23 protein-coding genes are annotated in these 25,763 nt (G+C 34.4%); 10 read left to right on the top strand and 13 right to left on the bottom strand.

Annotated features, from left to right (window positions below):
- Positions 1-107: 107 nt before the first annotated feature.
- Positions 108-602, top strand: coding sequence for a hypothetical protein (locus H7350_RS07570; RefSeq protein ID WP_204345296.1), 495 nt, complete (start codon positions 108-110; stop codon positions 600-602).
- Here H7350_RS07570 and H7350_RS07565 read toward each other — a convergent pair.
- Positions 597-1,064: a GNAT family N-acetyltransferase gene (locus H7350_RS07565; RefSeq protein WP_204345295.1), complete on the bottom strand. Its 468-nt coding sequence runs from the start codon at positions 1,062-1,064 to the stop codon at positions 597-599. The two genes, H7350_RS07570 and H7350_RS07565, sit on opposite strands and share 6 nt — an antisense overlap.
- Complete coding sequence (locus H7350_RS07560; RefSeq protein WP_204345294.1) at positions 1,051-2,073, bottom strand: formimidoylglutamase; 1,023 nt, start codon at positions 2,071-2,073, stop codon at positions 1,051-1,053. The genes H7350_RS07565 and H7350_RS07560 overlap by 14 nt, the downstream gene beginning before the upstream one ends.
- A gap of 119 nt (positions 2,074-2,192) precedes the next feature.
- Here H7350_RS07560 and H7350_RS07555 point away from each other — a divergent pair, with 119 nt between their 5' ends.
- On the top strand, positions 2,193-3,074 hold the full coding sequence (locus H7350_RS07555) for a chromosome partitioning protein ParA (protein WP_204345293.1): 882 nt from the start codon (positions 2,193-2,195) through the stop codon (positions 3,072-3,074).
- Positions 3,075-3,181: 107 nt separating this feature from the next.
- On the opposite strand, the gene hutI is transcribed toward H7350_RS07555, so the two are convergent.
- The 3 genes from hutI to fumC all read right to left on the bottom strand — a co-directional run bounded on the left by hutI (position 3,182) and on the right by fumC (position 7,397).
- Entirely contained in the window at positions 3,182-4,417 is a 1,236-nt protein-coding gene (gene hutI, locus H7350_RS07550; RefSeq protein WP_204345292.1) for an imidazolonepropionase, read from the bottom strand.
- 104 nt (positions 4,418-4,521) lie between these two features.
- Complete coding sequence (locus tag H7350_RS07545; RefSeq protein WP_204345291.1) at positions 4,522-5,922, bottom strand: T9SS type A sorting domain-containing protein; 1,401 nt, start codon at positions 5,920-5,922, stop codon at positions 4,522-4,524.
- 77 nt (positions 5,923-5,999) lie between these two features.
- Entirely contained in the window at positions 6,000-7,397 is a 1,398-nt protein-coding gene (gene fumC, locus H7350_RS07540) for a class II fumarate hydratase (protein WP_204345492.1), read from the bottom strand.
- Between the two features lie 56 nt (positions 7,398-7,453).
- Between fumC and H7350_RS07535 the strand changes: the two genes are divergently transcribed.
- Entirely contained in the window at positions 7,454-8,953 is a 1,500-nt protein-coding gene (locus H7350_RS07535; protein ID WP_204345290.1) for a metallophosphoesterase, read from the top strand.
- A gap of 135 nt (positions 8,954-9,088) precedes the next feature.
- A complete protein-coding gene (locus H7350_RS07530; RefSeq protein ID WP_204345289.1) occupies positions 9,089-9,268 on the top strand; it encodes a hypothetical protein in 180 nt (59 codons plus the stop codon).
- A gap of 81 nt (positions 9,269-9,349) precedes the next feature.
- Here H7350_RS07530 and H7350_RS07525 read toward each other — a convergent pair whose 3' ends face one another.
- From H7350_RS07525 to H7350_RS07505, 5 genes are all read right to left on the bottom strand, one after another.
- Entirely contained in the window at positions 9,350-11,776 is a 2,427-nt protein-coding gene (locus tag H7350_RS07525; RefSeq protein WP_204345288.1) for a TonB-dependent receptor, read from the bottom strand.
- 93 nt (positions 11,777-11,869) lie between these two features.
- Positions 11,870-12,283 (bottom strand): hypothetical protein, encoded by a 414-nt coding sequence (locus H7350_RS07520; RefSeq protein ID WP_204345287.1) that lies wholly within the window; start codon positions 12,281-12,283, stop codon positions 11,870-11,872.
- Between the two features lie 14 nt (positions 12,284-12,297).
- Entirely contained in the window at positions 12,298-12,639 is a 342-nt protein-coding gene (gene arsC, locus H7350_RS07515) for an arsenate reductase (glutaredoxin) (protein WP_204345286.1), read from the bottom strand.
- Positions 12,640-12,647: 8 nt separating this feature from the next.
- Positions 12,648-13,758 (bottom strand): peptide chain release factor 2 gene (gene prfB, locus H7350_RS07510; protein ID WP_204345285.1). Its coding sequence is split into 2 segments (ribosomal slippage): positions 12,648-13,694 and positions 13,696-13,758, totalling 1,110 coding nucleotides; the frame shifts between segments, so codons are not numbered across the junction.
- A gap of 71 nt (positions 13,759-13,829) precedes the next feature.
- The gene (locus tag H7350_RS07505) at positions 13,830-14,462 is read right to left on the bottom strand and encodes a GNAT family N-acetyltransferase (protein ID WP_204345284.1); all 633 of its coding nucleotides are present in this window, start codon (positions 14,460-14,462) and stop codon (positions 13,830-13,832) included.
- A 163-nt stretch (positions 14,463-14,625) separates the two neighbouring features.
- Between H7350_RS07505 and H7350_RS07500 the strand changes: the two genes are divergently transcribed.
- From H7350_RS07500 to H7350_RS07490, 3 genes are read left to right on the top strand one after another with little or no spacing between them, the layout of a single operon-like run.
- Positions 14,626-17,034 carry a zinc-dependent metalloprotease gene (locus H7350_RS07500; RefSeq protein WP_204345283.1) on the top strand — a complete coding sequence of 803 codons (2,409 nt, stop codon included), beginning with the start codon at positions 14,626-14,628 and terminating at the stop codon, positions 17,032-17,034.
- A 1-nt stretch (position 17,035) separates the two neighbouring features.
- The gene (locus H7350_RS07495) at positions 17,036-18,055 is read left to right on the top strand and encodes a threonine aldolase family protein (RefSeq protein ID WP_204345282.1); all 1,020 of its coding nucleotides are present in this window, start codon (positions 17,036-17,038) and stop codon (positions 18,053-18,055) included.
- Between the two features lie 40 nt (positions 18,056-18,095).
- Positions 18,096-18,578 (top strand): DUF5004 domain-containing protein, encoded by a 483-nt coding sequence (locus H7350_RS07490; protein WP_204345281.1) that lies wholly within the window; start codon positions 18,096-18,098, stop codon positions 18,576-18,578.
- A 3-nt stretch (positions 18,579-18,581) separates the two neighbouring features.
- Here H7350_RS07490 and H7350_RS07485 read toward each other — a convergent pair whose 3' ends face one another.
- Positions 18,582-18,905 (bottom strand): YbaB/EbfC family nucleoid-associated protein, encoded by a 324-nt coding sequence (locus H7350_RS07485; RefSeq protein ID WP_204345280.1) that lies wholly within the window; start codon positions 18,903-18,905, stop codon positions 18,582-18,584.
- 74 nt (positions 18,906-18,979) lie between these two features.
- On the opposite strand from H7350_RS07485, the gene H7350_RS07480 reads away from it, so the two are divergent.
- From H7350_RS07480 to capB, 3 genes are all read left to right on the top strand, one after another.
- Positions 18,980-21,040, top strand: coding sequence for a S9 family peptidase (locus tag H7350_RS07480; RefSeq protein ID WP_204345279.1), 2,061 nt, complete (start codon positions 18,980-18,982; stop codon positions 21,038-21,040).
- Between the two features lie 72 nt (positions 21,041-21,112).
- Positions 21,113-22,150: a cysteate synthase gene (gene capA, locus H7350_RS07475; RefSeq protein ID WP_204345278.1), complete on the top strand. Its 1,038-nt coding sequence runs from the start codon at positions 21,113-21,115 to the stop codon at positions 22,148-22,150.
- A 157-nt stretch (positions 22,151-22,307) separates the two neighbouring features.
- Positions 22,308-23,567 carry a cysteate-C-fatty acyltransferase gene (gene capB, locus H7350_RS07470; protein ID WP_204345277.1) on the top strand — a complete coding sequence of 420 codons (1,260 nt, stop codon included), beginning with the start codon at positions 22,308-22,310 and terminating at the stop codon, positions 23,565-23,567.
- 57 nt (positions 23,568-23,624) lie between these two features.
- Here capB and H7350_RS07465 read toward each other — a convergent pair whose 3' ends face one another.
- On the bottom strand, positions 23,625-24,746 hold the full coding sequence (locus H7350_RS07465; RefSeq protein WP_204345276.1) for a GTP cyclohydrolase: 1,122 nt from the start codon (positions 24,744-24,746) through the stop codon (positions 23,625-23,627).
- Positions 24,747-24,758: 12 nt separating this feature from the next.
- Positions 24,759-25,742, bottom strand: coding sequence for a transporter (locus H7350_RS07460; protein WP_204345275.1), 984 nt, complete (start codon positions 25,740-25,742; stop codon positions 24,759-24,761).
- Positions 25,743-25,763 lie beyond the last annotated feature (21 nt).

Genomic DNA, 25,763 nt, shown 5'->3' with positions numbered 1-25,763 from the left:
TAGTGTATATAAACTTAGTAAGACATGCACAGATATTTATGCGTATAAATACCTGAATATTTGAGTAACAAATAGTACAAAATTCAGACCTATAAATAAAGTCTACTATGGCAGGTTATATGGGTTTTGGTATGGCGAGCTGGATTTACAAACAGCGCCCAAAAAAAGCTTTTTCTAAGCGAAAAAGGAAACCGACATGCAATACACTTCCTACTTATAATAGAACTTTTAAATTGCAGCCATCCAAGACTTCAGGTAATTTATATATCCTTATCAGTTTATTGCTTATTGGATTGCTCTTTGTTGCTGTTTATACTAAAGTTCCTGATTTTATGGAGCATTCTAAAACCATTGAAATTCAAAAACAAAAACGTATTGAATATTCGAATAATTCGGCATTTGAATTTTTAATGTCTTCTGGATGGAGACGCTTAAGGTCAAACAACCTGGCTGGTGCTTACTCTGAGTTTAAACTAGCGTATGATATCTATCCCGATCATGAAGGACTTTATGAGCTTTTAGTTGAAACTCTGGGAGCCTTGTGTGTTGACGAAAACAGTTATTGTAAAGCTTTAGATGACCTACTTGATAGTTCGTTATAATCGTAATTCCATCTTCATATCACTACGTTTATAAGGACTATTAGGTTCTACTGGCAATTCTTTAAAGCCATATTTTCTATAAATATAAATGGCATTTTCTAATTTTCGGGCAGAGTAGAGCATTAGTGCTTTAAATTGATGTGCTTTAGCAAAATCAATACAGTGTTGCATGAGGTGCTGACCGATATGTTGTCCGCGTTGATTAGGCAATACAGCCATTTTAGTAAGTTCAAAAACTAAAGGATTGCTTGTCGGCATTAAAGCGACAGTGCCTAAAATAAGATCTTCCTTTTTTGCAAAAAATATATGACCGCCTTTATCAATAATATAAGTTTTCGGTTGACTTAATACCTCCTCGTCAAAAGGTTCTACATAGAAAAAAGTTTTGAGCCATTCGATATTCAAATCATAAAAATGCGTTGCATATGTTTCATCAAAGGGTATAATTTCAAATGTTTTCATGAGCTCTTATAAAATCGGTGATAAGATATGTGATGAGTTTGCCAACTTGTGTTTCCGTTTCTGGAGTAGGAGCAGCTTCGCATATATGTAAATAAGCTACGTTGTCTTGCTTTCCGAAGTGATTTACAAAGGCTCTGGCTTTATTTACTGAAAATCCACTAGGCGTCATCGCGCTACTAGGTATACTTTGAATGGCATCACAGTCTATTTCCAATCCGAAAGGTTTAGAGGAGATATGATGCAAAGCGGTATCCATTTCAGTATTAAAATTTGTGTCTTGCCTTACCATCATACTCTCGAAAGTACTATATTGAATAGCTTTAAGCTTATTTAAAGTTTTAAAAATGGTGTCGGACGTATAATTTTCATGCAAACCAAAAATGAAATAATTTTTTAGAAAACCTTCTGCAAACGCATAGCTAAAACCATTGCCACTATGTCTCCCTTCTTCAGCTCTAAAATCGTGATGTGCATCAAAATTAATTGCATTGACAGGACTTTTAAGTGCTAATGATGTGCCTTTAATATTACCGTAAGCGTTGTTATGTCCGCCTCCAATGACTATCGGTATTTTACCAGCACTTACAATTTGAGATATTAAAAAAGAGACAGAAGCATCAATTTTTGATGTTAATTTACGAGCTTTTAAAATGTCTTTTTTCTTATTTTGATTTAACGATGATACCTTGTTTTGATAAGATTCAAACTCTAAATGCCCCAAAATCAATACTTTTTTAGGATGTGTAAACGCATTACTTTGCACATTTAACAAATTTTTAATGGTAGCATCCCATGCGCTGTAAGTTCCTGAATTTCCGTAATTTGCGAACACGCCAACATCTTCTTTTATACCAAAAATTACATAGGTAACGTCTAATTTTAACATTTGCTCGTATATATCGTTGAAGTCAGGAAGTAACAATATATGTTCTCCGAATTTAGTTTCTTTAGGACGTTTTTTTAGTAACGATTTTAAATCAGAAGTTGTGAAAGGTTTTAAATGTTCCATGAAGAAAATTGATTAATTTTGGTGTATTAAAAGTACAGTTTTTTTATTTTCAACTTCAACTAACAACAATTAAAATTGAAAACCACGTTTTAATTAATTAAAACTTAAAAAGTAAACTTATGGAAAACTCAAACAGTAAGAGCACAGGATTAAAAATAGCATTAGGAATCCTATTAGCACTATTTTTAGGTACTGGATTTTACACCTCTAAACTTTACAATGAGAAGAAAGAAAATGAAGCAGCTCTAACCAGAGAGAAGGAGCAAGTGATGGCAGATTTAAGCACTATGGCTAAACAATATGACGTTGCTATTGGTGAAAATGAAGAAGCTAATCAAAATTTAGTAGAAGCAAGAGGTCGTATTGAAGGTTTAATGGATTCTTTAAAAATTTCTCAGAACAGCGTAAACAGCTTGTGGAGATATAAAAAGAAGTTTTTAGCCTTGCAAGAAGAAATGGACGTATTAATGGCCGAAAATGATAAGCTTAAAGTAGAAAATTCACTTTTGGCAACATCATTAGACAGTACTACAGTTCAATTGGCTGAACGTACAGTATTTACTGACTCTCTTTTAGTTCAAAACACGCAATTAGCAGAGGTTGTTGAAAATGCTGCGGTATTGCAAACTACAGGTTTAAAAGGATTTGGTGTCATTGAAAGAAGTTCAGGAAAATTGATTCCGACAGAGCGTGCAAGACGAAGCGATAAAATTAGAGTGTGTTACACTGTTGCTAAAAACACTTTAGTTGGTGCAGGTGATAAAGAATTATACGTACAAGTCTTAGACCCTAAAAATAATGTATTAGGCGCTAATGAGCAGATTCAGTTTGAAGACACTGTTTTAAACTATAGCTTAATTAGCAAGTTTAACTACGAAAACAGAAACTTAAATATTTGTGAGTTTGTCGCTCCAAATGATGAGTTTGAAAAGGGACGTTATGTTGTTAACGTATTTAATAAAAAAGAATTAATATCTTCTTCAGAGTTTACTTTGCAATAAGAATATATTATTAATAGGTTAGGTTAAAATCCGGAAGCGTATATCAATGCTTTCGGATTTTTTTATTCTGAAATTAAAGATATAGGTTGCTCTAATCGCTTATCAGATTAAAAAACGTCTCCATTTATGATAACCGTTTCGATAAGATTATTCCCAAAGGCATATGGTAAATGATAATAGCCAGGAATGGCCTTCGTAATAATAATGTTGGCTTTTTTACCTCTGCAAATGCTTCCGTAACGATTGGATAATCCCATCGCATAAGCCCCATTTATGGTTGCTGCATTAATAGCTTCTTCAGGAGTTAATTTCATTTTAATACATGCCGACGATACTACAAAGTTCATATTTCCGCTAGGTGTAGATCCAGGATTGTAATCGGTTGCTAATGCTAAAGGTAATCCAGCATCAATAATTGCGCGTCCAGGTGTATACGGAATACTTAAAAAATAGGAACAAGAGGGTAAGGCTACAGGCATTGTATTTGAACCTTGTAGAGCTGAAATATCTTCTGGGTTGAGTTCTTCCAAATGATCCACAGAAAGCGCATCGTATTCAACACCAAGTGCCACACCTCCAAAGGCATTAAACTGATTGACATGTATTTTTGGAATGAGTCGGTGAGCTTTAGCAGCTTCCAGAATGCGTTGCGTGTCTTCGAGATCAAAATAGCCTTTCTCACAAAACACATCAATATATTCGGCAAGATGGGCTTCAGCGGCCTTTGGAATCAATTCGTTTACAACGATATCTATAAACGCTTTTTTATTGCCTTTGTAGGCTTTAGGAATAGCGTGAGCAGCTAGTAGAGTAGGTTTAACAGGAATAGGGAAATCATGTTTTAAGCGCTTGATAACCCGTAGCATTTTTAACTCGGCTTCAACAGTTAAACCATAACCAGACTTGATTTCAATAGCGCCAGTTCCTAATTTGATAACTTCAGTCAAACGTTTAGAGGCCTGATTGTACAATTCATCTTCTGACGTATTTTGAAGTTGTTCGGCAGAATTTAAAATACCTCCACCACGATTAGCAATATCTTCATAAGACAATCCATTGATTCTGTCCACAAACTCTTGAGTTCGATCACCAGCATAGACAATATGTGTATGAGAATCACACCAAGTTGGTAATACAACTTTACCCGTAGCATCAATAGTCTGATCGGCTTCAATATTAAGGCATTCTTCCATAGGTCCAAACTCAACAATGGTATCATGCTCTATTAAGAGATAAGCATTTTTGAGTATGGGTAAGACCTTCATATCTTCTCCTTTAACAATAGTGACATTTGTGTCTCTTACCTGTAGTAATTCTTTGATGTTTTTTATAAGTAAAGTCATTTACAACCGATGATTAATTATGATATAAAGATATAAATCTTTGCTATAAAAAAAGCTGCCTTGTATCATGAAAAGGCAGCTTTAAATTTAATTAGGGATTTGATTTATTCTTTAACAAATTTGAATGTCGCATCTGAAGTTTCAAACTTTAGAATATACATTCCGTTTTTTAATTCGGAAATATCTAAACTTCCATTTTGTTCAATTGATGTTTGGATAACGACTTTTCCAAGGATGTCATAAACTTCAAGATTTAAAGTTTCCGAAGTCATTCCTTTGAAAAATAAGACATCTTTAGCCGGATTCGGATATATCGTAGCGACTTCTAAGTTCGTGTCGTCTGTGCTTAAAACGATAAAATTGTTTTTAAAAAGGTTGAGATTGTCCTGATTATATTCACAGCTGGCAATATCTAAATCTCCGTCATTATCATAGTCTGCAATATTATATACAAAGGCTTGGCTTGAAGTATCATCAATAACTTGTTCGCTACCATAAGTACCACCATTGTTTTTATACCAAACGATATCGTTTCCAGCATTAGATGTACCACTACTTAAGATGATATCTTTGAGGTTATCGCCATCTAAATCTCTGTGTTGCGCAACAGAAGGGTTCATAATAGAGGTCACAAAAGCGGTTTCAGTAAAACCAGCACCATTGTCCTCATACCAGTAAAAATTACCAGTCATTGCTCCAAACTTTATTTCTGTTGCTAGTATATCAAGGTTAGCATCACCATCCAGATCTTCAAAAGTGGCATTAAAAAAACCAATTTTACCTGTCGCGACAGAAGTTGCATCCTTAATAAAATCAACAGTACCACCAGGAACTAAATCATTTCTAAAAATTTCTAAAACATCACCACTATAAGCGGCTGTAGCTACAAGTGCATCTAAATCGCCATCACCATCAATATCACTCATATTTACAGCTCCAGGCGCTACTAATGTATTATCGATTAGAGACGTTGCTGGTGTTGTGAAGTTTCCAGCACCATCATTTGAAAACCATAACACTTGATTGTCATCATAAGATGTGACCACGACATCTGGAGTTAGGTTGCCATCAACATCACCTACAAATAATCCACTAGCTCCATTTACTGTGGCGATAGATTGTTCTACACCGAAGTTACCAGATCCATCATTAGCGTACCAGGTGACCGAATCTGATGTATATGCTGTTACTAACAGGTCTAGAAATGTGTCGTTGTTCAAATCAACAAGTTTTAAACCTCCAACAGCCGATATAGTATTAGGAATATTAGGTTGCTTTGTAAATGTAGCATCTCCGTTATTTAAATAAACTAACAGCTCATTATCGGTATCAGTTCCTACAACGATGTCTAAAAAAGCATCATTATTTATATGACCTGTAGCGATAGTATACGGATTGTCACCAGTATCAGCGTCAATTGTAATTTTGGGAGAAAATGTAGTTTGAGCAAAAGCAATTGAAGATGCTCCTATTAAAGTAATTAAGCTAAGTAATTTTATTTTCATAGTATTAGATTTATGTGCTAATATAGTTAAAAACACTGATAAATAAGCGTTTTGTCGAATTTTATAGCACTTTATCGTTATTTTAGTTCGCCAACCATATCTTCAGGTTTTACCCAAGCATCATAATCTTCGGCAGTAACATATCCTAAATTAATAGCTTCTTCTTTTAATGTTGTACCATTTTTATGTGCTGTATTAGCAATTTCAGCAGCTTTATAATACCCAATTTTGGTATTTAATGCTGTGACAAGCATCAGTGAATTGTTTAATAATTGTTTTATCACCTCATGGTTGGGTTCAATACCAGAAGCACAATGTGCTTCAAAGCTCACACAAGCATCACCAATTAACTGTGCCGATTGTAGCACGTTAGCTGCCATCATAGGTTTAAAAACATTGAGTTCGTAATGGCCTTGAGTACCACCAACTGTAACAGCAACATCATTACCCATCACTTGAGCACAAACCATAGTTAACGCTTCACATTGAGTCGGATTAACTTTTCCTGGCATGATAGAACTTCCAGGTTCGTTAGCAGGAATGATAATCTCACCAATTCCACTTCGTGGACCAGAAGCCATCATACGTATGTCATTAGCTATTTTATTCAAAGACACAGCAATTTGTTTGAGCGCACCATGAGTTTCAACAAGCGCATCATGAGCCGCAAGGGCTTCAAATTTATTGTCGGCCGTTACAAATGGTAACTCAGTAAACTTAGCGATATACTCTGCTACTAATTCACTATACCCTTTAGGTGTATTGAGTCCGGTTCCTACAGCTGTTCCTCCAAGCGCTAGTTCGGATAGGTGAGGTAAGGTGTTTTCTAAGGCTTTCAAACCGTGATCAAGTTGCGACACATATCCTGAAAACTCCTGACCAAGAGTTAAAGGCGTTGCATCCATTAAATGTGTACGTCCAATTTTTACGACATCTTTAAAAGCAATTGATTTTTCGTGTAGTGTATTTCTAAGTGCGATAACTCCAGATATCGTAGTTTCAACAACTTTTTTATAAATAGCGATATGCATTCCTGTTGGAAATGTATCATTTGAAGATTGCGATTTATTAACATCATCATTTGGCTGAATCGTTTTATCTCCTTCACCAATAACCTTACCAGCAATTTGATGAGCTCTGTTTGCAATTACTTCGTTAACGTTCATGTTACTTTGAGTCCCAGAACCTGTTTGCCAGATAACTAAAGGGAACTGATCATCGTGTTTTCCATCTAAAATTTCATCACAAACTTGAGCAATTAAATCACGTTTGTCAGCATCTAAAACACCTAATTCGGCATTAGTATAGGCTGCGGCTTTTTTAAGATAGGCAAAACCATATACTATTTCTAAAGGCATGGATGCAGGAGCACCAATTTTAAAGTTATTACGAGAACGTTCAGTTTGCGCTCCCCAAAGTTTATCGGCAGGTACTTTTACCTTACCCATGGTGTCTTTTTCTATTCTGAAATTCATAATAAGTGATGTGTTTTTATCGTATGACAAAGTTAGGGTTTTTGTAATTTATTTCTATGAGATTTTGGTTTTATTCCTTCGGAAATTCAATTTTATCAAGATTGCAAATCAGGTGTTTATACGCTAAAATTTTTGGAGCGATACCTTTAGCTTTACAAGCTATTAATTCTAATACTTTGAGTATGAAATCGTTTTATTTATTTGGACTTTGTATGTTCTGTTTAATTAGTTTCAATTGTAAAGAAGGAAATGAGTCTAACGTAATGGTCAATACGTTTGATGAAACTGTTGCTGTAGATTCGGTTAACCCTTCAATATCTTCAAGCACCTTTTTGGCGCTATCTGATGTGCATTTAGAAAGTGGAGTTGGAAATGTTACTTTTGGAAGGCATAATGATACAGGAGACTCTCTCTGGGCCAGAACAAAACGTAAATTAGAAGCAGTTATAAAAGCAGAGCAGCCAAAATTCATGGTGTATTTAGGAGACTTACCACATCACGAAGATGCGTCAAGAGTAAAGAATGTAACTTTGATGTTAGAGCATTTGAGAGCTTTAAATATTAACATTCCTTTATTGTATTTGCCAGGAAATAACGATTCTCTTGCAGGCGATTATTATTCGTTTCAGGATAGTGAAGGTAAAACTCCTTTTTCTGTAGATGATAGTGCTGCCGATCCTTGGCCTATTTTGCATGATAAAAGCGGGGTCGCTAAAATTTCAAACACAGATTTTCAGAAACAATTTGGATATTATGCAACCGATATATCTGTAGGAACAGATACCTTAAAAATTATAGCACTCAATTCGGTTATCATGACGCGAAGTTATTATTTCGATAAAGATGATGTATCACAACAAGCAGCAGCTCAGAAACAATTTATTTGGCTAGAGAAAACTTTAGATAGCATAAAAACAAATAAGCCAATATTGATAATGATGCATATTCCGCCTGGTATTGATAATTATGCTAATTTTGATTCAACACTGCCAAACAACTGTGACAATGTTCCAGGACCAATGTGGAATTCCAGTTATCGCATAACGAACTTAAAAGGCGATGTGTTGTCTTTTCAAAACGCATTTCTCAATTTAGTTGCAGGTAAAAAAGATCAAATAAAAGGGATATTAACAAGTCATACACATTTTGATGGTATACGACGCTTATACTCAAGTAAAAAAGTAGATAGTGATAGTTTAATTGGCATTAGTATGTCAACTCCTGGTATCACTATTGGTCATGGTAATAATCCAGGTTTTAAATTGTATGAATACAACGATAAGACTTTTGATATTTTAGATTTTAAAACCCATTACGCCATACCAACAGCACACAATTATGGCACATTTAAATTTATAGGAGATTCATCATATACATTTAAGGAAACCTATAAAATATCTGATTCTAATCTTAGTATATTGGAGAGTATTGCTAAAATGAATGATACTGATCTTAAGCATTATATGAGTGAAATTTTAGCAGTTAAAAGTCATAAAACTTCAGGTATTATAAAATGTTATGAGTTTGATGATGTCATGAATGTCTTAAAAGATTAGGCCTGATATACTATTAATTTAGAATAAACTATTATTCAATTCATTTGTTTTTTGACAACCTGTTAATAAATCTCAAATTTCTTATTGCAAAACAAAACGCTTTATTATATCTTTGCAGTAACAAAAAAAAACCACATGTTTGAATTTGACCAATATTTAGGATTTTTAGCATTTTTAACCATATTGACCATTGGATTCTGGTTAATGATTTTTTTATTAACATTTGTAATCCCTTATTGGATTGGTGGTTCGCTTATTGAGCGATTAAATGAAATTAAAGAAGAAAGAAAAGCAAAACGAGAAGCATCTCATTAATTGCTAATCAAATAATAAAAAAAGGAAACCAAATTTGGTTTCCTTTTTTTATGTATTCTATCAAAATATATGGTCTGTATATTATCCTTCAAAATCTAAATCATCTCCGCCACCATTATCGCCACGACCTTCACGCTGGCGTTCTTTCTGTTGATTGAAACGGTAGGTGAACGTAAAATTAAAACTGCGTTGTCTCCATTGAAATTCACTTTCGTTTTCAAAGGTTTCAGTTGTAGCAGTCGATTGACGCTTCCTTGAGTTAAATACATCATTGACATTAACAGCTAAAGAAGCTTTACCATCAAACAAATCCTTGCTAAAAGCGAGATCGGTTGAAAAGATGCCTTTATTTTTATTTTGAGCATCTTCACTCGGTCCGCGATAAAACAAACGCGTTTGCCAATCGACATCTCCTGGTAAGGTGTACTTGTTGTTTATTCGAGCAAACCAACTTAAGTTATCAGCGCCAAAATCGGTTCCTTCAAAAACACCTTCGGTAATCGATTTAAATAAGTTAAGGTTTCCGTTGAGATTCCATTTTTTCGTAGGTCTGTAAGTTAGTGTAAATTCAAACCCATAACGATCATTTGTTGCCAGGTTGATAGGAGTACGTTTGATAATTGGGACTTCTGTGCCTCCTACAATAGTAGTTTCTCCAGTGTCTAAACTTACAAATGTAAATACGTCGGTAGCTCGCTGAAAATAAATAGATGAATTTAAGGTCAACTTCCCAAAGCGGTTTAAGTAACCAAAATCGACAGTATTAGAGTAACTTGGATCTAAATCTGGATTTCCTTGAAATAGGTTAGTGGCACTACTTCTTGAAGGGAATGGGTTGATGAAGCGTGAACGCGGACGTCTAATTCGGCGATTATAACCAAATGTTAAGCTCTGTTTTTCGGTAATTTCATAACCTAAATTTAAAGTAGGAAAAAGATTAGTGTAGGTTTTACGATCAAAATCACCACTTGTAATTTGATTGATAGTAATACGAGAATTCTCCATTCTTAAACCTAACAAAAACGAGAATTTTTCTTTTACTTTACTTCCAAACTGTGAGTAAACAGCATTAACATATTGACGGTAAATTAGGTTATTACTAACATCATTATCTATTTCAAAGGTGCCATTTTCATTAAATTCGAGAGTGTAATCGGTGTCTAATTCTTCGAACGTTCCACGATAACCAAATTCAAAATTACTATTTTCACCAATTGGTCTGGTATAATCTAAAACCAATAAAGCTTCATTTTCATTTTCTAATGTTCTTACACGTTCTGCTGCATCACCATCTTCTGCAATAATAGATTTTTCTTCTTCACTATTATTTTCATACTGAAAATCCATAGTCAATCGGTGTTGGCTATCATCACCAAATTGCTTATCATAATTGACAGAATACTGAATATTACTATCTGTTTCTTCTTCAGGATCGAGTCTTAATGATTGATTAATGAGGTTTCCATTAGCATCAAGTTCATTAATTGTATTTGAACTGTCATTATTTTCATCACTGTTTCTATATAAAAAAGATGCTGTAATAGATGAGGTTTCATTAACATACCATTCTACACCAAAGTTTGTGTTTATGCCTTTACTTTTTCTGTCAAATTTTCTGAATTCATCAAAGAATGTATTAGGGTCATCACCATTAAAATACTCGGTTTTGGTCGTTGCATTTCCAGGTGATTCACGGTAGCGATAACCTGTAGTATTAAAGAAGTTAAAATCTCCAGTTCTATAATTGATATTTCCAGATATACCTGCTTGAGTAGGATTTCCTGCATTTAAAGTTACAGCGCCATTTAAGCCTAGTAATTTACTTCGTCTTAAAATGATATTGAGTATTCCTGCCGTACCCTCAGCATCATAACGTGCCGAAGGCGAGGTGATGACTTCAACACGCTCAATAGATTCAGCAGGTAGTTGTCTTAGCGCATCTGTTGAATTTAATCCGACTAATCCTGAAGGTTTTCCGTTGATTAAAATGGTTACGTTATCGTTTCCTCTCAGAGCTACATTACCTTCAACGTCAACAGAAACAGAAGGTACATTATCTAAAACATCACTTACAGTACCACCTCTTACAGTTAAATCCCGACCAACGTTATAGATTTTTTTATCAAGTTTGATTTCTACGGTTGTCTTTTCAGCAATGACCTCTACAGCATCAAGTGCTTCTAAATTTAAAGCAAGTGATACAGTACCTAAATCAATATCTTTATCAATGGTTTTATTTTCGTAGGTTTTCGTTTTGTAGGACAAATATTCTACTTTAACATCAAATGTCCCAGCAGGTACCTCAATTTTAAAGTTTCCATTTTCATCGGTTATACCACCAGTAACAACTTTGTTTTGAGCACGACTAAAAAAAGAAATGGTAGCATACTCTAAAGGTGCTTTGTCATCAACATCAATTACTTTTCCAGTTACTGTTATTTCTTGTTGAGCAAAACCTAATGCGGAAGTCATTAGAGTAAAAAGAAGTAAGTACCATTTTAATTTCATAAGAGTTGTTTATGTTTAGCGTTTAGAAGGCGTAAAAATAAAGCTCTTATGCTATTTTTCGGTTAATTATTTGTTAAACCAAAATGTAAAATACTAATTTTTCTTCTTTCGTTTCTTCTTACCAGATTTTTTGTCCAATTTACCTTTAACGGCATCCATGATTTGAGACATAACATCTTCAGAAACAATTGCTTGAACATCCTTGAAGTGGCTCTTGTCTAAACGTTCAATATGAGTTTCGCGCTCATAAGACTTTAAACCCAATTTATTAATTTTAACCAATTCATCAAAGTAATCATAAAGCGATTGAGTTATGATTTCTTTTTGAAAATCATCAACGTCTAAGGTAGACATAAAATTAGTGATATACTCTTCTTTTCTACGGTCAGATTCTTCTTTATAACGCTCAATTTGCTTTTGCTCACTTGCAGTGGGTTTATTTTGTTGTGAGAATGACATACTTATAAAAGCTAAGCAACAAAACAGGGTAATGTATAAAGTCTTCATAATATTAGTTCTGTTTATATAATGTTTAATATGTTTTCAGATGGTCTGCCAATTACAGCTTGCTTACCATGAACAACAATTGGACGTTCAATGAGTTTTGGATGTGTCACCATCGCCTTAATAATTTGACTATCGGTAAGGTCTTTTCCTTTGTAATCCGACTTCCATATGTCCTCATTTTTACGAACTAACTCCAAAGGTTGTAGTCCTAATAGTTTTACAATTGTTTTTAATTTTTCTTCTGAAATTGGCTCGTCCAGATATTTGATAACTTCAAAAGTCTTGCCAGAATTTTCTAACAGTAATAAGCCTTCTCTAGACTTACGGCATCTTGGATTGTGGTATATGGTAATCATTTTAATAGTTATAATTCGTTAGGATTTTCTTCTTTTTGCCCCATCATCATTAAATACGATTTTAAAAAAGGCTCTATATCTCCATCCATAACATTATCGACATTTCCTGTTTCATGACCTGAGCGCACATCTTTAACCAATTTATAAGGATGCATGACATAATTTCTAATTTGGCTTCCCCATTCAATCTTCATTTTGCCAGCTTCAATATCGTCGCGTTGTGCCATCTGTTTTTGTAATTCAATCTCATAGAGTTGAGATTTTAGCATTTGCATAGCACGAGATCTGTTATCATGTTGCGATCGTGTTTCAGAACATGAAATCTGGATTCCTGTTGGTTTATGAGTCAGCTGAACTTTTGTTTCAACTTTATTTACATTTTGCCCACCAGCACCACTTGAACGCGCTGTTGTGATTTCAATATCAGCTGGATTAATATCTATTTCAATAGTGTCATCGACTAAAGGATACACATATACGGAAGCAAAACTTGTATGACGCTTAGCGTTACTGTCAAAGGGAGAAATACGTACCAGTCGATGTACACCATTTTCACCTTTAAGCCAGCCAAAAGCATAATCACCTTCAATTTCTAATGTCACAGTTTTTATACCTGCAACATCTCCTTCTTGAAAGTTAAGCTCTTTGACTTTAAATCCACTCTTTTCAGCATACATTAAATACATACGCATTAGCATGCTTGCCCAGTCGCAAGACTCCGTTCCTCCAGCACCAGCAGTAATTTGTAGTACAGCACTAAGAGCGTCACCTTCATCAGAAAGCATATTTTTAAATTCAAGTTTTTCAATAAGCAAAACAGCTTTGTCATATCTGCTTTGCACGTCTTCTGCTGAAGCTTCTTCTTCCTTGAAAAATTCGTAAATAACTTCTAAGTCTTCGACTAAAGTTTTTGAAGTGTTATAATCTTGAACCCAGCTTTTTTTTTCTCGAAGCGACTTCATAACTAATTCGGCTTGTTTTGAGTCGTTCCAGAAATTTGGATCAAATGTTTGTTCTTCTTCGTTGGAAATTTCTATGAGTTTAGCATCTATGTCAAAGATAGTGCCTTAGTTTGTCAAGGCGTGTATTGAGATCTTTTATTTGATCTGATGTAATCATAATCTGTAAATTTTCAGCGAAATTAAGGTTTCTATCCTTTAGAAAAAACAAAAACAGCGTTATGTTTAATTCTAAATATTTGATATCAAATTTAGATAACTTTTTTCTACTTCCGAATGTAAAGGAATAAAAGATACTTTTCTTTTAAAAAACAACCATTGTTCTTTTCTGATAATATATGGTTCAAAACCTACACGATAAAATCCTTTAAGGCTGGCAATATTTTGCTCATCAACAAAAGCGATTACTCGTTTTAAGTGCGAGTAGTGTGCTTGGTTTAATATTTCATAAACTGCTTTAGGCATTATTCGTAAACCTCTGTAATCGGTATGAGTAAACACCCCTTCTATAATAGCTTCGTCTTTTTTTAACTTTGGAAAAATGGGACCAAAATATGTGGCAATACGTTCATTTTGATGGTGTTTAAATACCCATTGTCTGTATACTGTATCGTTTGTATTAATCTGAGCAACATAGCAATTAGGGATGTTTTCATCTACTAAACGTCTGTGTCTTAACTCTTCATTAAGAGCATTGATGTCTGAATTCTTAAATGGTCGAATGGAGATATTCAACTTGGCATCACAATTTTTGAGATTTTCGGTATGGAGCTCTACACCAATAAAATTTGTTGAGGAGTAAAATCGCGTTAATAAGCCGTTAAAAATGGGCTTTAAATTTCCATTCTTAATGAGGATAATCACTAAATTTAATCTGTGTATTAGGGCTTTCAGAGTATCTAATTCATACTACAGAAACAAACTTACATCTGCAACTATAAGATTATATATATTATGACACATTTAATTTTTACTGGTCACATTTCATTAACTCAAAAATAAGTAAATTTATGGCTTAAAGAAGACTATGAGACAATACATATTTAACACAATCACGTTTTTTCTTATCGTAAATGCGTTCTCACAAAGTTTGAGTACAAAAACATTAAAAGATTATAAGGGCTTTTTTGATTTTCATTATGAAGCTTCTACAGATAAAATTTATTTAAAGGTCGAAGATTTAAATAAAGAATTTCTTTATGTTAATTCGTTAGCCTCTGGAGTTGGTTCTAATGATATCGGATTAGATAGAGGCCAGTTAGGTCAAGAACGTCTGGTTAAATTTGAAAAGGCAGGTCATAAGCTATTGTTAGTACAACCAAATTTAAGTTATAGAGCAATTACAGATAATGCTCTTGAAAAGAAAAGTATTGAACAGGCTTTTGCAAAATCGGTTTTGTACGGATTTAAAATTATTGAAGAAACGAATGGAACTTACGTGATAGACCTGACACCATTTTTAATGTTAGATGCTCATGGCGTCGCAAATCGTTTAAAGTCTGAAGGCAGTTATAGTATCGATACAAGTAAAAGTGCACTTTCTTTGGATAGAACCAAGGCCTTCCCTAAAAATGTTGAGTTTGAAGCCTTATTAACATTTAAAGGTCAGCCCAAAGGACGAAACATCAGAAGCGTAACTCCAACAGCGTCTTTAGTAAGTGTCATTCAACATCATAGTTTTATAGAACTACCTGATGATGGTTATAAAAAACGAGAGTTTGATGTGCGTAGCGGAGCTATCTCTATGTCGTTTTTAGATTATGCAACTCCAATTCAAGAATCAATTCGGAAACGATATATCATTCGCCATCGCTTAGAAAAGAAACATCCAGAACAAGCCATTAGCGAAGCTAAAGAACCGATTATTTACTATTTAGATCCAGGAACACCTGAACCAGTTCGTTCTGCTTTATTAGAAGGAGCCAGCTGGTGGAATCAAGCCTATGAAGCTATCGGATTTAAAGATGCTTTTCAGGTGAAAATGCTGCCTGAAGATGCAGATCCAATGGACTGTCGATACAATGTGATACAATGGGTGCATCGTTCTACTCGAGGTTGGAGTTATGGTGGAAGTGTGGTTGATCCCAGAACAGGAGAAATTATTAAAGGACATGTAAGTTTAGGAAGCCTGCGAATTCGTCAGGATTTTATGATTGCACAGGCCTTAATGAATAAACCTTTTGCAGAGCGTGATGATAATTATCAGCCTATGTTAGAAATGGCTTTAGCACGAATACGACAATTAAGCGCTCATGAAGTAGGGCATACGATAGGATTTGCTCATAATTTTGCAGCAAGTACCAATGGTAGAGCCTCGGTTATGGATTATCCGCATCCAACGATTACAATGACCAACGGAGTTATAGATTTTAGTGATGCATATGCTGTTGGTATTGGAGATTGGGATAAAGTGACAGTGGCTTATAGTTATTCTGAATTTGATGAAAGCATCAACGAGAAACAAGCTTTAAATTCTATTTTAAACGCAGCGAGCAATAACGGATTGCGATTTATAACAGATGCTGATGCAAGACCTCAAAGTGGCGCTCATGCGCTGGCTCACCTATGGGATAACGGAACAAACGCTTCCGAAGAATTAAATAATGTTTTGAAGGTGAGAGCAAAAGCCATCGCTAATTTTTCTAAAGATAATATACGTAGTGGTGAGCCTTATTCAGTATTAGAAGATGTTTTTGTGCCACTTTATTTTTTCCATCGTTATCAAACTGAAGCTGCGACGAAAGTGGTTGGAGGTCTGGATTATAACTATGCAGTAAAAGGAGATGGTCAATTTATTGTGAAACCTGTAAGTGCTGATGACCAAAAAGCGGCTTTACATGAAATTTTAAATACCATTTCAGCTGAAACGTTAGCGATACCAAAAGATAAGTTAGCACTATTTCCACCTCGAGCATTTGGATATAATCGAGATAGAGAATCATTTTCAAGTAACACAGGAGTTGCCTTCGATCCTATGGGAGCTGCAGTTACAGCAAGTGATATGACTTTAAAGTTGTTGTTAAACCCTCAACGTGCTAATAGAATCATTCAACAAAAGAGTTTAGATGCTAAGCAATTAGGGTTAGATGATATGTTAAAGCAGGTATTAGATAGTTCCTTCGGAAAACATCACAACGATGCTTATACAAATGAAATACAACAACTAATCAATGAAAGAGTGCTAATGTACATGATGAATTTAGCGGTAAGTGATGCCTCTATTTTTCAGGTGAAAGCAAAAGCTAATACTGCAATTAATTCATTGCTTAGTGATTATTTGTCTGATAAAAAGAAATCATCATTGTACAGATCTCAATTTGGAATGATGATAAATGAATTTAGAAAACATGCGGAAAAATTTAAAATTGATAGTGTTCCTAAAATACCAGATGGTTCTCCAATAGGAAGTGATTATTGTAATTATACCAAAAACTAGAATGATAATAGATTTAAGAAGTGATACGGTAACCAAACCAACCAAAGGCATGCTAGAAGCCATGATGATGGCAGATGTTGGTGATGATGTTTATAAGGAAGATCCTACTGTAAATGCCTTAGAAAAACGATTAGCAGAAATGTTTGGTAAAGATCAGGCCTTGTTTTTTCCAACGGGAAGTATGGCCAATCAAACCGCTTTAAAATTGCATACCAATCCTGGAGAGCAAGTCATATGTGATAAATATGCACATATTTACAATTATGAAGGTGGTGGAGCCTCGTTTAATAGTGGAATATCCTGCAAACTTATTGACGGCAATCGTGGAATGTTCACTGCGCAACAAGTCGTAGAATCTATCAATCCACCAGACTTTTATCACAGTCCGTTGACGACCTTAGTCGAGGTTGAAAACACCACAAATAAAGGTGGAGGTGCATGTTGGGATTTTGAAGAGTTAAAAAAAATTAAGGCGGTTTGTGATAAACATAATTTAGGCTACCATTTAGATGGTGCACGACTATGGAATGCATTAGCAACATCTCAAATAAAAGCTGAAGATTATGGTAAACTTTTTGACACCATATCTGTCTGCCTGAGTAAAGGATTAGGCTGTCCGATGGGTTCTGTATTAATAGGAGATGAGGCGTTGATGAAAGGCGCCATTCGTGTTCGCAAGATATTAGGAGGAGGAATGCGTCAAGTTGGTTATGTAGCTGCAGCTGGAATGTATGCCTTAGACCATCATTTGGATAGGTTAACTGAAGACCACAAAAAAGCTAAGGAACTCGGCCGTGTTCTGGAGCAACTGTCAATTATAAAAACTGTAGAACCGATAGAAACCAATATCGTAATTTTTGAATTAGAAGCTCATGTTGATGAAAGTGAGTTTTTAAATCAACTTTCTGATAAAGGCATACACATTATTGGTATGGGAAGCAATAAACTCCGTATGGTTACACATTTAGATTATACAGACAAGATGCATGAAAAAGTATTAGATATACTTAATGAATTTTAGATAATATTTTATATTTGTTTCTCTAATTAAACTCAATTATATGTTCTCAAAAGCACTTAGATTATTTGTACTAGTAACTCTTGTATTTACGTTTGGATGTAGTAGTGATGATGATAGTAGTACAGGAGGCTCAATAGAAGAAGCCGACTTAATTGGCACATGGAATATTGTGACGCTTGTAAGCGAACTGCCTCTTGATGTTGATGAAGATGGAACAGCTTCTGAAAATTTGCATACAGAATCTGACTGTGTTGTTGAGCAACTCATTTTCAATGCTGATGGAACATGGAGTGGCGATAGTGAATATGCTCTTGAATTTTTAACTGAACTTCAAGGCGTTTTATGTTTTGATAATTCTAGAAATGGCACATGGACCTTAGATGGAAATGCACTATCACTTGTAGCCTCAGGAGTTGACAGAACAGTCTCTATCTCACTATCGGCAGATACCTTGAGTTTTAACCTTCTAGGCGGTTTAGGTTTTGATACTACTGTGGTGATTGGTTCTTACTCAAAACAGTAAGGATTATTTAAATAAATCCATTCCTGGAATATTTGGCATGCCTTCTTTTGCCACTGCAGCGACCTCAGTTTCATGAACAGTTGTTGCACGAGCAATAGCCTTATTAATTGTAAGAATTAAATAATCTTCTAACATGTCTTTATCTTGAAGAAGTTCATCGTCAATTGTAATTGATTTTAAAGTACGATTAGCAGTGATTGTCACTTTTAATTTATCATCATGACTATTCATGTCAATTAAAACTCCATGAAGTCGCTCTTTTGTCGCTTCAACTTTTTTCTGGGCTTCTTTTAGTTTACCCATCATTCCCATCATATCTCCAAACATATTGTTAAGTATTAATTAAGTATTAATATTATAAGTTGTAAAATTACTAAATTGCCTGACTTTTAAAAATAAAAATGAAGACGATCCTTGAAGCTCCTGTCGCTAGACAAATTCCGAAGGAATTACACATCCATAACGAAACAAGAATAGACAATTACTTTTGGTTGAACAATAGAGAAGATCAAAATGTATTAGATTATTTGATAGCCGAAAATGATTATTATAATCAAGAAACAGCCCATACCAAAAACTTTGAAGTGTCACTTTTTGAAGAAATGAAAGCACGTATCAAAGAAGATGATGCCTCGGTGCCTTATAAATATAATGGATATTGGTATATAGTTCGTTATGAAAAGGGTAAAGATTACCCCATTTATACACGGAAAAAGGAAACCTTAGAGGCCAAAGAAGAATTGCTATTTGATTGCAATAAAATGGCTGAAGGTCATGCTTATTTTAGACTAGTAGGTTTGAGTGTAAGTCCAGACAATACTATGATTGCTTTTGGTTTGGATACAGTTGGGAGACGACAATACACGCTTCAGATTAAAAGTTTGATAACAGATGAAATTTTTTCAGATGCGATTAAAAACACTACTGGATCTTCTACTTGGGCTAATGATAATTCTACACTGTTCTACACTAAAAAGGATGAACAAACTTTACGTTCTAGTGAGGTTTTTAAGCATAAAATAGGAGACTCTGAAGATCAAGATTCTTGTATATTCACTGAAGAAGATGATACTTTTGGAGTTGCAGTATATAAGTCTAAGTCACGAAAATATATCATCATTGCCTGTTATAGCACTTTAACGAATGAGTTTCATGTCTTGAGTGCAGATACGCCAAATGAAAATTTTAAACTTTTTCAAAAGCGAATTCGCGGATTAGAATACAGTATATCACACTTTGAAGACGCGTTTTATATATTGACAAATCGTGATAAAGCAACTAACTTTAAACTCATGAATACCCCAGAGGAGGCAACTGAGATAGAACATTGGGTTGAGGTTATTGCACATCGAAATGATGTATTGCTTGAAGATATCGAAATTTTTAAAGATTATCTGGTCGTTAGTGAACGTACTAACGGATTAAATCAAATAAGAATAAAACGTTGGGATGAAACGTTAGATTACTATTTACCTTTCGATAATGAAACCTATACAGCAAATACAGGGACTAATGTTGATTTTGATACCGAAATTTTGCGCTATACTTATAATTCGCTAACGACACCTTCTTCAGTTATTGATTTCAATATGAGGACTAGAACAAAAGAGATTAAAAAGGAACAAGAAGTTCTGGATCCAAATTTTGATAAAAACAATTATACTTCCGAACGTATATGGGCAACAGCTCAAGATGGTTCAAAAATACCAATGTCCCTAGTTAGGCGAAAGGATACTTTATTAGATGGAAATGCGCCACTACTACAATACGCATACGGAAGTTATGGTTCTACTGTAGATCCTTATTTTTCAACCATAAGATTAAGTCTTTTAGATCGAGGGTTTATCTATGTTATTGCACATGTAAGAGGAAGTGAATATTTAGGACGTGATTGGTATGAAAACGGAAAACTCTTAAAAAAGAAAAATACATTTACCGATTTTATTGATTGTTCAAACCATCTGATAGAACATAACTACACGTCATCAAAGCATTTATATGCAATTGGAGGAAGTGCAGGAGGTTTGCTTATGGGCGTTATTCTTAATGAAGCACCGCAATTGTATAATGGAGTCATTGCTGCAGTACCTTTTGTTGATGTGGTCACGACCATGCTTGATGATTCTATTCCTCTAACAACAGGTGAATATGATGAATGGGGAAACCCAAATGATAAAACATATTATGACTATATGATGACTTATTCGCCTTATGATAATGTCAAACAGCAAGCATATCCAAATTTACTGATAACCACAGGTTTACATGATTCTCAAGTCCAATATTGGGAGCCAGCAAAATGGGTGGCTAAACTTAGAACTTACAAGCAAGATACTAATAAATTGTATTTGTTAACTAATATGGATGCAGGTCATGGTGGTGCTTCAGGACGATTTGAAGCTTTAAAAGAAGATGCTCAGGAATTTGCTTTTTTACTAGACTTAGAAGGAATTAGTATCTAATTAAAAAAAAAGTCGTAATTTTGCAAGGTTTTACGTTTCAGATTTAAAATAGGAAACTGATAAATAGCATTTATGAAAAAAGACATACAAGTATTTGATAATGTTTTACAATTAATTGGTAAAACCCCTCTTATCAAATTAAACAAAATGGTCCAGGATTTTGACGGAGACTTTTTTGCTAAAGTTGAAGCGTTCAATCCAGGTCATTCGTCAAAAGACAGAATTGCTCTTCACATCATAGAAGAAGCCGAAAGACAAGGCATTTTAACTCCAGGAGATACAATAATAGAAACGACATCAGGGAATACTGGTTTTAGTATTGCGATGGTGAGTATCATCAAGGGATATGAATGTATTTTAGCGGTAAGTTCTAAGTCATCTGCAGATAAAATTGACATGCTTAAGTCAATGGGTGCGCAAGTTTATGTGTGTCCTGCTAACGTTAGTGCCGACGATTCTCGATCGTATTATCAGGTTGCTAAGCGTTTGCATAATGAAATTAAAGGTTCAATTTATATCAATCAGTATTTTAATGCGCTCAATTTAGATGCTCATTATCATACAACTGGTCCTGAAATATGGGAGCAAACAGAAGGACAAATTACACACCTTGTTGCGTGTAGTGGAACTGGAGGAACAATTTCAGGAATTTCAAAATATTTAAAAGAACAAAACCCAGATGTTAAAGTCATCGGTGTTGACGCTTTTGGTTCTGTATTAAAAAAATACCACGAAACACGTGAGCTAGACGAAAAAGAAATTTATCCTTATCGAATTGAAGGTTTAGGTAAAAATTTAATTCCTACTGCTACCGATTTTGATCTAATCGATAAGTTTATAAAAGTTACCGATGAGGAAAGTGCACATACCGCTCGTGAGATTTCTAAATCCGAAGGTTTATTTGTAGGTTATACTAGTGGTGCAGCGATGCAAGCTTTAAAGCAACTTAATGAAGATGGTGAATTTAAAGCTGGAGATAAAGTTGTCGTTGTTTTTCCTGATCATGGGTCGCGTTATATGAGTAAAGTGTATAGTGACAAATGGATGGAAGACCAAGGATTTTTTGATAGTCAGAGAGAAGTGGCTGAAAAAATTCAGTATATAAAATAAAATATAAAACTAAAGAATAAAAACTCCTACCATGTCTTATCGTGGTAGGTTTTTTATGTTTAAAATGGTTATAAACATTGGTTTATAAAAATATTATGCTATCATAATATTATTAACTAATTTTGTCCCAACTAATAAGACTAAAAAACTCGCTTTAATGAAGGATTTATTTGAGAAGATATACAAAGATAAAGGACCATTGGGAAAATGGGCTTCTCAAGCTGAAGGATATTTTGTGTTTCCAAAGCTAGAAGGAGAGATTTCTAACAGAATGAAGTTTCAAGGAAAAGAAGTGATTACTTGGAGCATTAATGATTACCTGGGATTGGCTAATCATCCTGAAGTACGTAAAGTAGATGCTGAAGCTGCAGCACAATATGGTTCTGCTTACCCAATGGGAGCACGAATGATGTCTGGGCACACAGAACTACACGAACAATTACAAAATGAACTTGCCGAATTTGTAAACAAAGAAGCCGCTTACTTGCTAAATTTTGGTTATCAAGGTATGGTGTCAACTGTTGACGCTTTGGTCTCTAAAGATGATATCATTGTTTATGATGTTGATGCGCATGCTTGTATTATTGATGGTGTTCGTTTACATATGGGGAAACGTTTTACCTATAAGCATAATGATGTTGAAAGTTTAGAGAAAAACTTAGAGCGTGCTACTAAAATGGCTGAGCAAACAGGAGGCGGAATTTTGGTAATTTCTGAAGGTGTCTTCGGAATGCGAGGAGAACAGGGTCGTTTGAAAGAAATCGTTGCACTTAAAAAGAAATTTAACTTCAGATTATTTGTAGATGATGCTCATGGTTTTGGTACCTTAGGAAAAACTGGAGCAGGTGCTGGTGAAGAGCAAGGTGTACAAGATGATATCGATGTGTATTTTGCTACTTTTGCAAAATCTTTAGCTAGTACTGGAGCTTTTATAGCTGCTGATCAGGAGATTATCGACTATTTGAAATATAACTTGCGTTCTCAAATGTTTGCAAAATCGTTACAAATGCAACTCGTTGTTGGTGCTTTAAAACGTTTGGAAATGTTAAGAACAATGCCTGAATTAAAAGAAAATCTTTGGACCATAGTTAACGCCTTACAATCTGGATTAAAAGAGCGTGGTTTTGACATTGGTACGACACAGAGTTGTGTTACTCCAGTATATTTAAAAGGAAGTATTCCTGAAGCTATGGCTTTAGTACGTGATTTACGTGAAAACTATGGTATATTTTGTTCTATTGTTGTGTATCCAGTAATCCCTAAAGGATTAATATTACTTAGAATGATACCAACAGCAACGCATACGTTAAAAGACGTTGAAGAGACTTTAGATGCCTTTGATGCAATTAGAGATCGCTTAGAAAATGGTACCTACAAACGTTTATCTGCTGCAGTTATGGCTGCGATGGGTGAGTAAGTGAACCACATAAAAATGTAATAAAAAATCCGATTCAAATTATGAATCGGATTTTTTTTATACGAGTGATTTCCTAAAAGTTTTACGTCGTTTATACACTGTAGGTGAAAAATGCTTCCATATTTTATGAATCGCTTCATTATCTTCTAGCTCTGGTGTTCTAAAACACGTTTGAATACCTTTTTCGGTGAAAGTTTCATAATATTCATTAAAAATAACAGCATGTACGCCCTTATTTTGATAGCTGGGATGAATACCTATAAGGTAGAAAATAACATCTTTACTATGTTTGCGGGCTTTTAAAATATGACCAATACCAAATGGAAATAATTTACCGTTGGCTTTTTTAAGCGCTTGAGCAAAAGCAGGCATCACTATAGCAAAACCAACTAATTCATCGTCTTTATCGACAACAAACTTAATATACTCTGGATTTACGAAACTTATAAATTTTTTCTTGAAATATTCTTTCTGAATATCTGTAATGGCAACAAATGAGGATAAAGATGCATAACTTTCATTAAATAGGTCAAACATCTTATCTGCATAAGGCATGACTTCAGAAGTTTTCGTGAACTTTAACGCCTTTAGTTGATAACGTCGTTTGATAAGTTCTTGTGCTTTTTTAAAAAATTCAGGTTTTACATTTTTAAACGGAAATTTACTTTCTGAATAATGCTTCTCTACAATATAACCATGCGATTCGTAATGATTAACATAATAAGGATAATTATACCATGTAATCATTGGAGCAATACTATCGAAACCTTCAGTCATAACTCCAACTTTATCTAGATTTGAAAATCCAACCGGACCTTCGGTATATTCTAAATTATGCTCTTTTCCAATATGTTCAACTTTCTCTAAAAGCGCTTTTGAGACATTGAGGTCGTCTATAAAGTCAAACCAGCCAAAACGCATTTTCTTTTGATTTTGGTCTTTTACTTCTAACCAGTTAATAATGGCAGCAACCCGACCTACAATTTCATTATCCTTGTAAGCTAGGAAAAAACGAGCTTCAGCATCTTTAAAAATAGGGTTGTTATCCTTATTAAATGTTTCTAGCTCTTGCTTGATAATTGGAGGCACCCAATTTGCTGAGTCTTTATAAAGTTTGAATGGAAACTTGATAAACTTTTTTAAATCTTTCTTAGAATAGATTTCTTCAACACGAATCATATATAATACAGTTTAAAGATTTCCATCGTCATCAAAATCATCTGTTCTTTTCTTTTTTCCTTTTTTGTTTTTGGGTTTTCTTTTATCGGCTTCATCACGTGAGTTTCCATTATCTATTTCCTTATCAACATGAAAATCAAATCGGTATGACATTCCGAAGTTAACACCAAAAACCGAAGGTGTATCTTTACTGTTAAAGGTCACAGCTGTATCCAGTTGAAAATCTTTACTCCACAAATAAGCACCTCCAAATCTAAATAAATTATCAGCGTAAAAATCACTTTTTATTCCTTGAGTTTCTCCAAAGACGACCCATTGCGGATTAAAAGAATGTGTTAATGTAATGATATATTGAAAGTCTGAAAAATCTGTACCAATTCTATCTTTAATCAAATTCGTTACTAAAACCCATCCACCTGAAAAATTATTTTGAGTGGATACCATAATTTTAGGACTTATACCTTCAACACCAGGAGGTAAAAATGAATTGTTTTTAGAATCTATATTTACACCAGCATATACAGCTACTGCAGGAATTAATGATTTCCACTTAAATGAACGGTTAGCATGATAACTGTACAAGTTTGGTTTATCCTCTTCTTCAGAATTTTTATAAGGATCATAAACCAGATATTTAGCTCCTATAGCAAAATTTTTAAAGTTTGAGCGTTTGTTTTCAGCAGGTATAGTTGAGCGGTTATCTGTAAAAGTATCATTTTGATAGATACCTTCTAAGTTGATTTCTAATTGCTCAAAAAAGAGTCCGTAACGAGCAGTAAAATCGGCACCAAATCCTGATACATCATATTGTAATGGCGTATGCTCTTCATTAACGATATAAGGACCAACTTCAAACTGTAGCACGTTTGTTCCGACAGAAAAAGCACTTTTAGAGACACCTGGTCTGTTAGAATTAATCACTTCAGTATACTGGGCAAAGCTTAACTGAGTGATAAACATTATGGTAAATATCAGTAGTTTTTTGGTGAGGTTCATAGGTTATCGATTTAAGCCAAA

The organism is Psychroserpens algicola, from assembly GCF_014526325.1.
Lineage (GTDB): Bacteria > Bacteroidota > Bacteroidia > Flavobacteriales > Flavobacteriaceae > Psychroserpens > Psychroserpens algicola.
Note: the sequence above shows the minus strand (reverse complement) of the source record. Positions and strands in the feature narration are given on the sequence as shown.

Bases quoted from the DNA above. Each gene is read 5' to 3' on its own strand.
- H7350_RS07465 (WP_204345276.1), bottom strand. From the start codon at position 24,746: ATGATTCGTGTTGAAGAAATCTATTCTAAGAAAGATTTAAAAAAGTTT.
- H7350_RS07535 (WP_204345290.1), top strand. From the start codon at position 7,454: ATGAGATTTTGGTTTTATTCCTTCGGAAATTCAATTTTATCAAGATTG.
- H7350_RS07490 (WP_204345281.1), top strand. From the start codon at position 18,096: ATGTTCTCAAAAGCACTTAGATTATTTGTACTAGTAACTCTTGTATTT.
- H7350_RS07495 (WP_204345282.1), top strand. From the start codon at position 17,036: ATGATAATAGATTTAAGAAGTGATACGGTAACCAAACCAACCAAAGGC.
- H7350_RS07560 (WP_204345294.1), bottom strand. From the start codon at position 2,073: ATGGAACATTTAAAACCTTTCACAACTTCTGATTTAAAATCGTTACTA.
- capA (WP_204345278.1), top strand. From the start codon at position 21,113: ATGAAAAAAGACATACAAGTATTTGATAATGTTTTACAATTAATTGGT.
- H7350_RS07485 (WP_204345280.1), bottom strand. From the start codon at position 18,905: ATGTTTGGAGATATGATGGGAATGATGGGTAAACTAAAAGAAGCCCAG.
- capB (WP_204345277.1), top strand. From the start codon at position 22,308: ATGAAGGATTTATTTGAGAAGATATACAAAGATAAAGGACCATTGGGA.
- H7350_RS07530 (WP_204345289.1), top strand. From the start codon at position 9,089: ATGTTTGAATTTGACCAATATTTAGGATTTTTAGCATTTTTAACCATA.
- hutI (WP_204345292.1), bottom strand. From the start codon at position 4,417: ATGACTTTACTTATAAAAAACATCAAAGAATTACTACAGGTAAGAGAC.
- H7350_RS07565 (WP_204345295.1), bottom strand. From the start codon at position 1,064: ATGAAAACATTTGAAATTATACCCTTTGATGAAACATATGCAACGCAT.
- H7350_RS07570 (WP_204345296.1), top strand. From the start codon at position 108: ATGGCAGGTTATATGGGTTTTGGTATGGCGAGCTGGATTTACAAACAG.
- H7350_RS07545 (WP_204345291.1), bottom strand. From the start codon at position 5,922: ATGAAAATAAAATTACTTAGCTTAATTACTTTAATAGGAGCATCTTCA.
- arsC (WP_204345286.1), bottom strand. From the start codon at position 12,639: ATGATTACCATATACCACAATCCAAGATGCCGTAAGTCTAGAGAAGGC.
- H7350_RS07555 (WP_204345293.1), top strand. From the start codon at position 2,193: ATGGAAAACTCAAACAGTAAGAGCACAGGATTAAAAATAGCATTAGGA.
- H7350_RS07520 (WP_204345287.1), bottom strand. From the start codon at position 12,283: ATGAAGACTTTATACATTACCCTGTTTTGTTGCTTAGCTTTTATAAGT.
- H7350_RS07500 (WP_204345283.1), top strand. From the start codon at position 14,626: ATGAGACAATACATATTTAACACAATCACGTTTTTTCTTATCGTAAAT.
- H7350_RS07460 (WP_204345275.1), bottom strand. From the start codon at position 25,742: ATGAACCTCACCAAAAAACTACTGATATTTACCATAATGTTTATCACT.
- fumC (WP_204345492.1), bottom strand. From the start codon at position 7,397: ATGAATTTCAGAATAGAAAAAGACACCATGGGTAAGGTAAAAGTACCT.
- H7350_RS07480 (WP_204345279.1), top strand. From the start codon at position 18,980: ATGAAGACGATCCTTGAAGCTCCTGTCGCTAGACAAATTCCGAAGGAA.
- H7350_RS07525 (WP_204345288.1), bottom strand. From the start codon at position 11,776: ATGAAATTAAAATGGTACTTACTTCTTTTTACTCTAATGACTTCCGCA.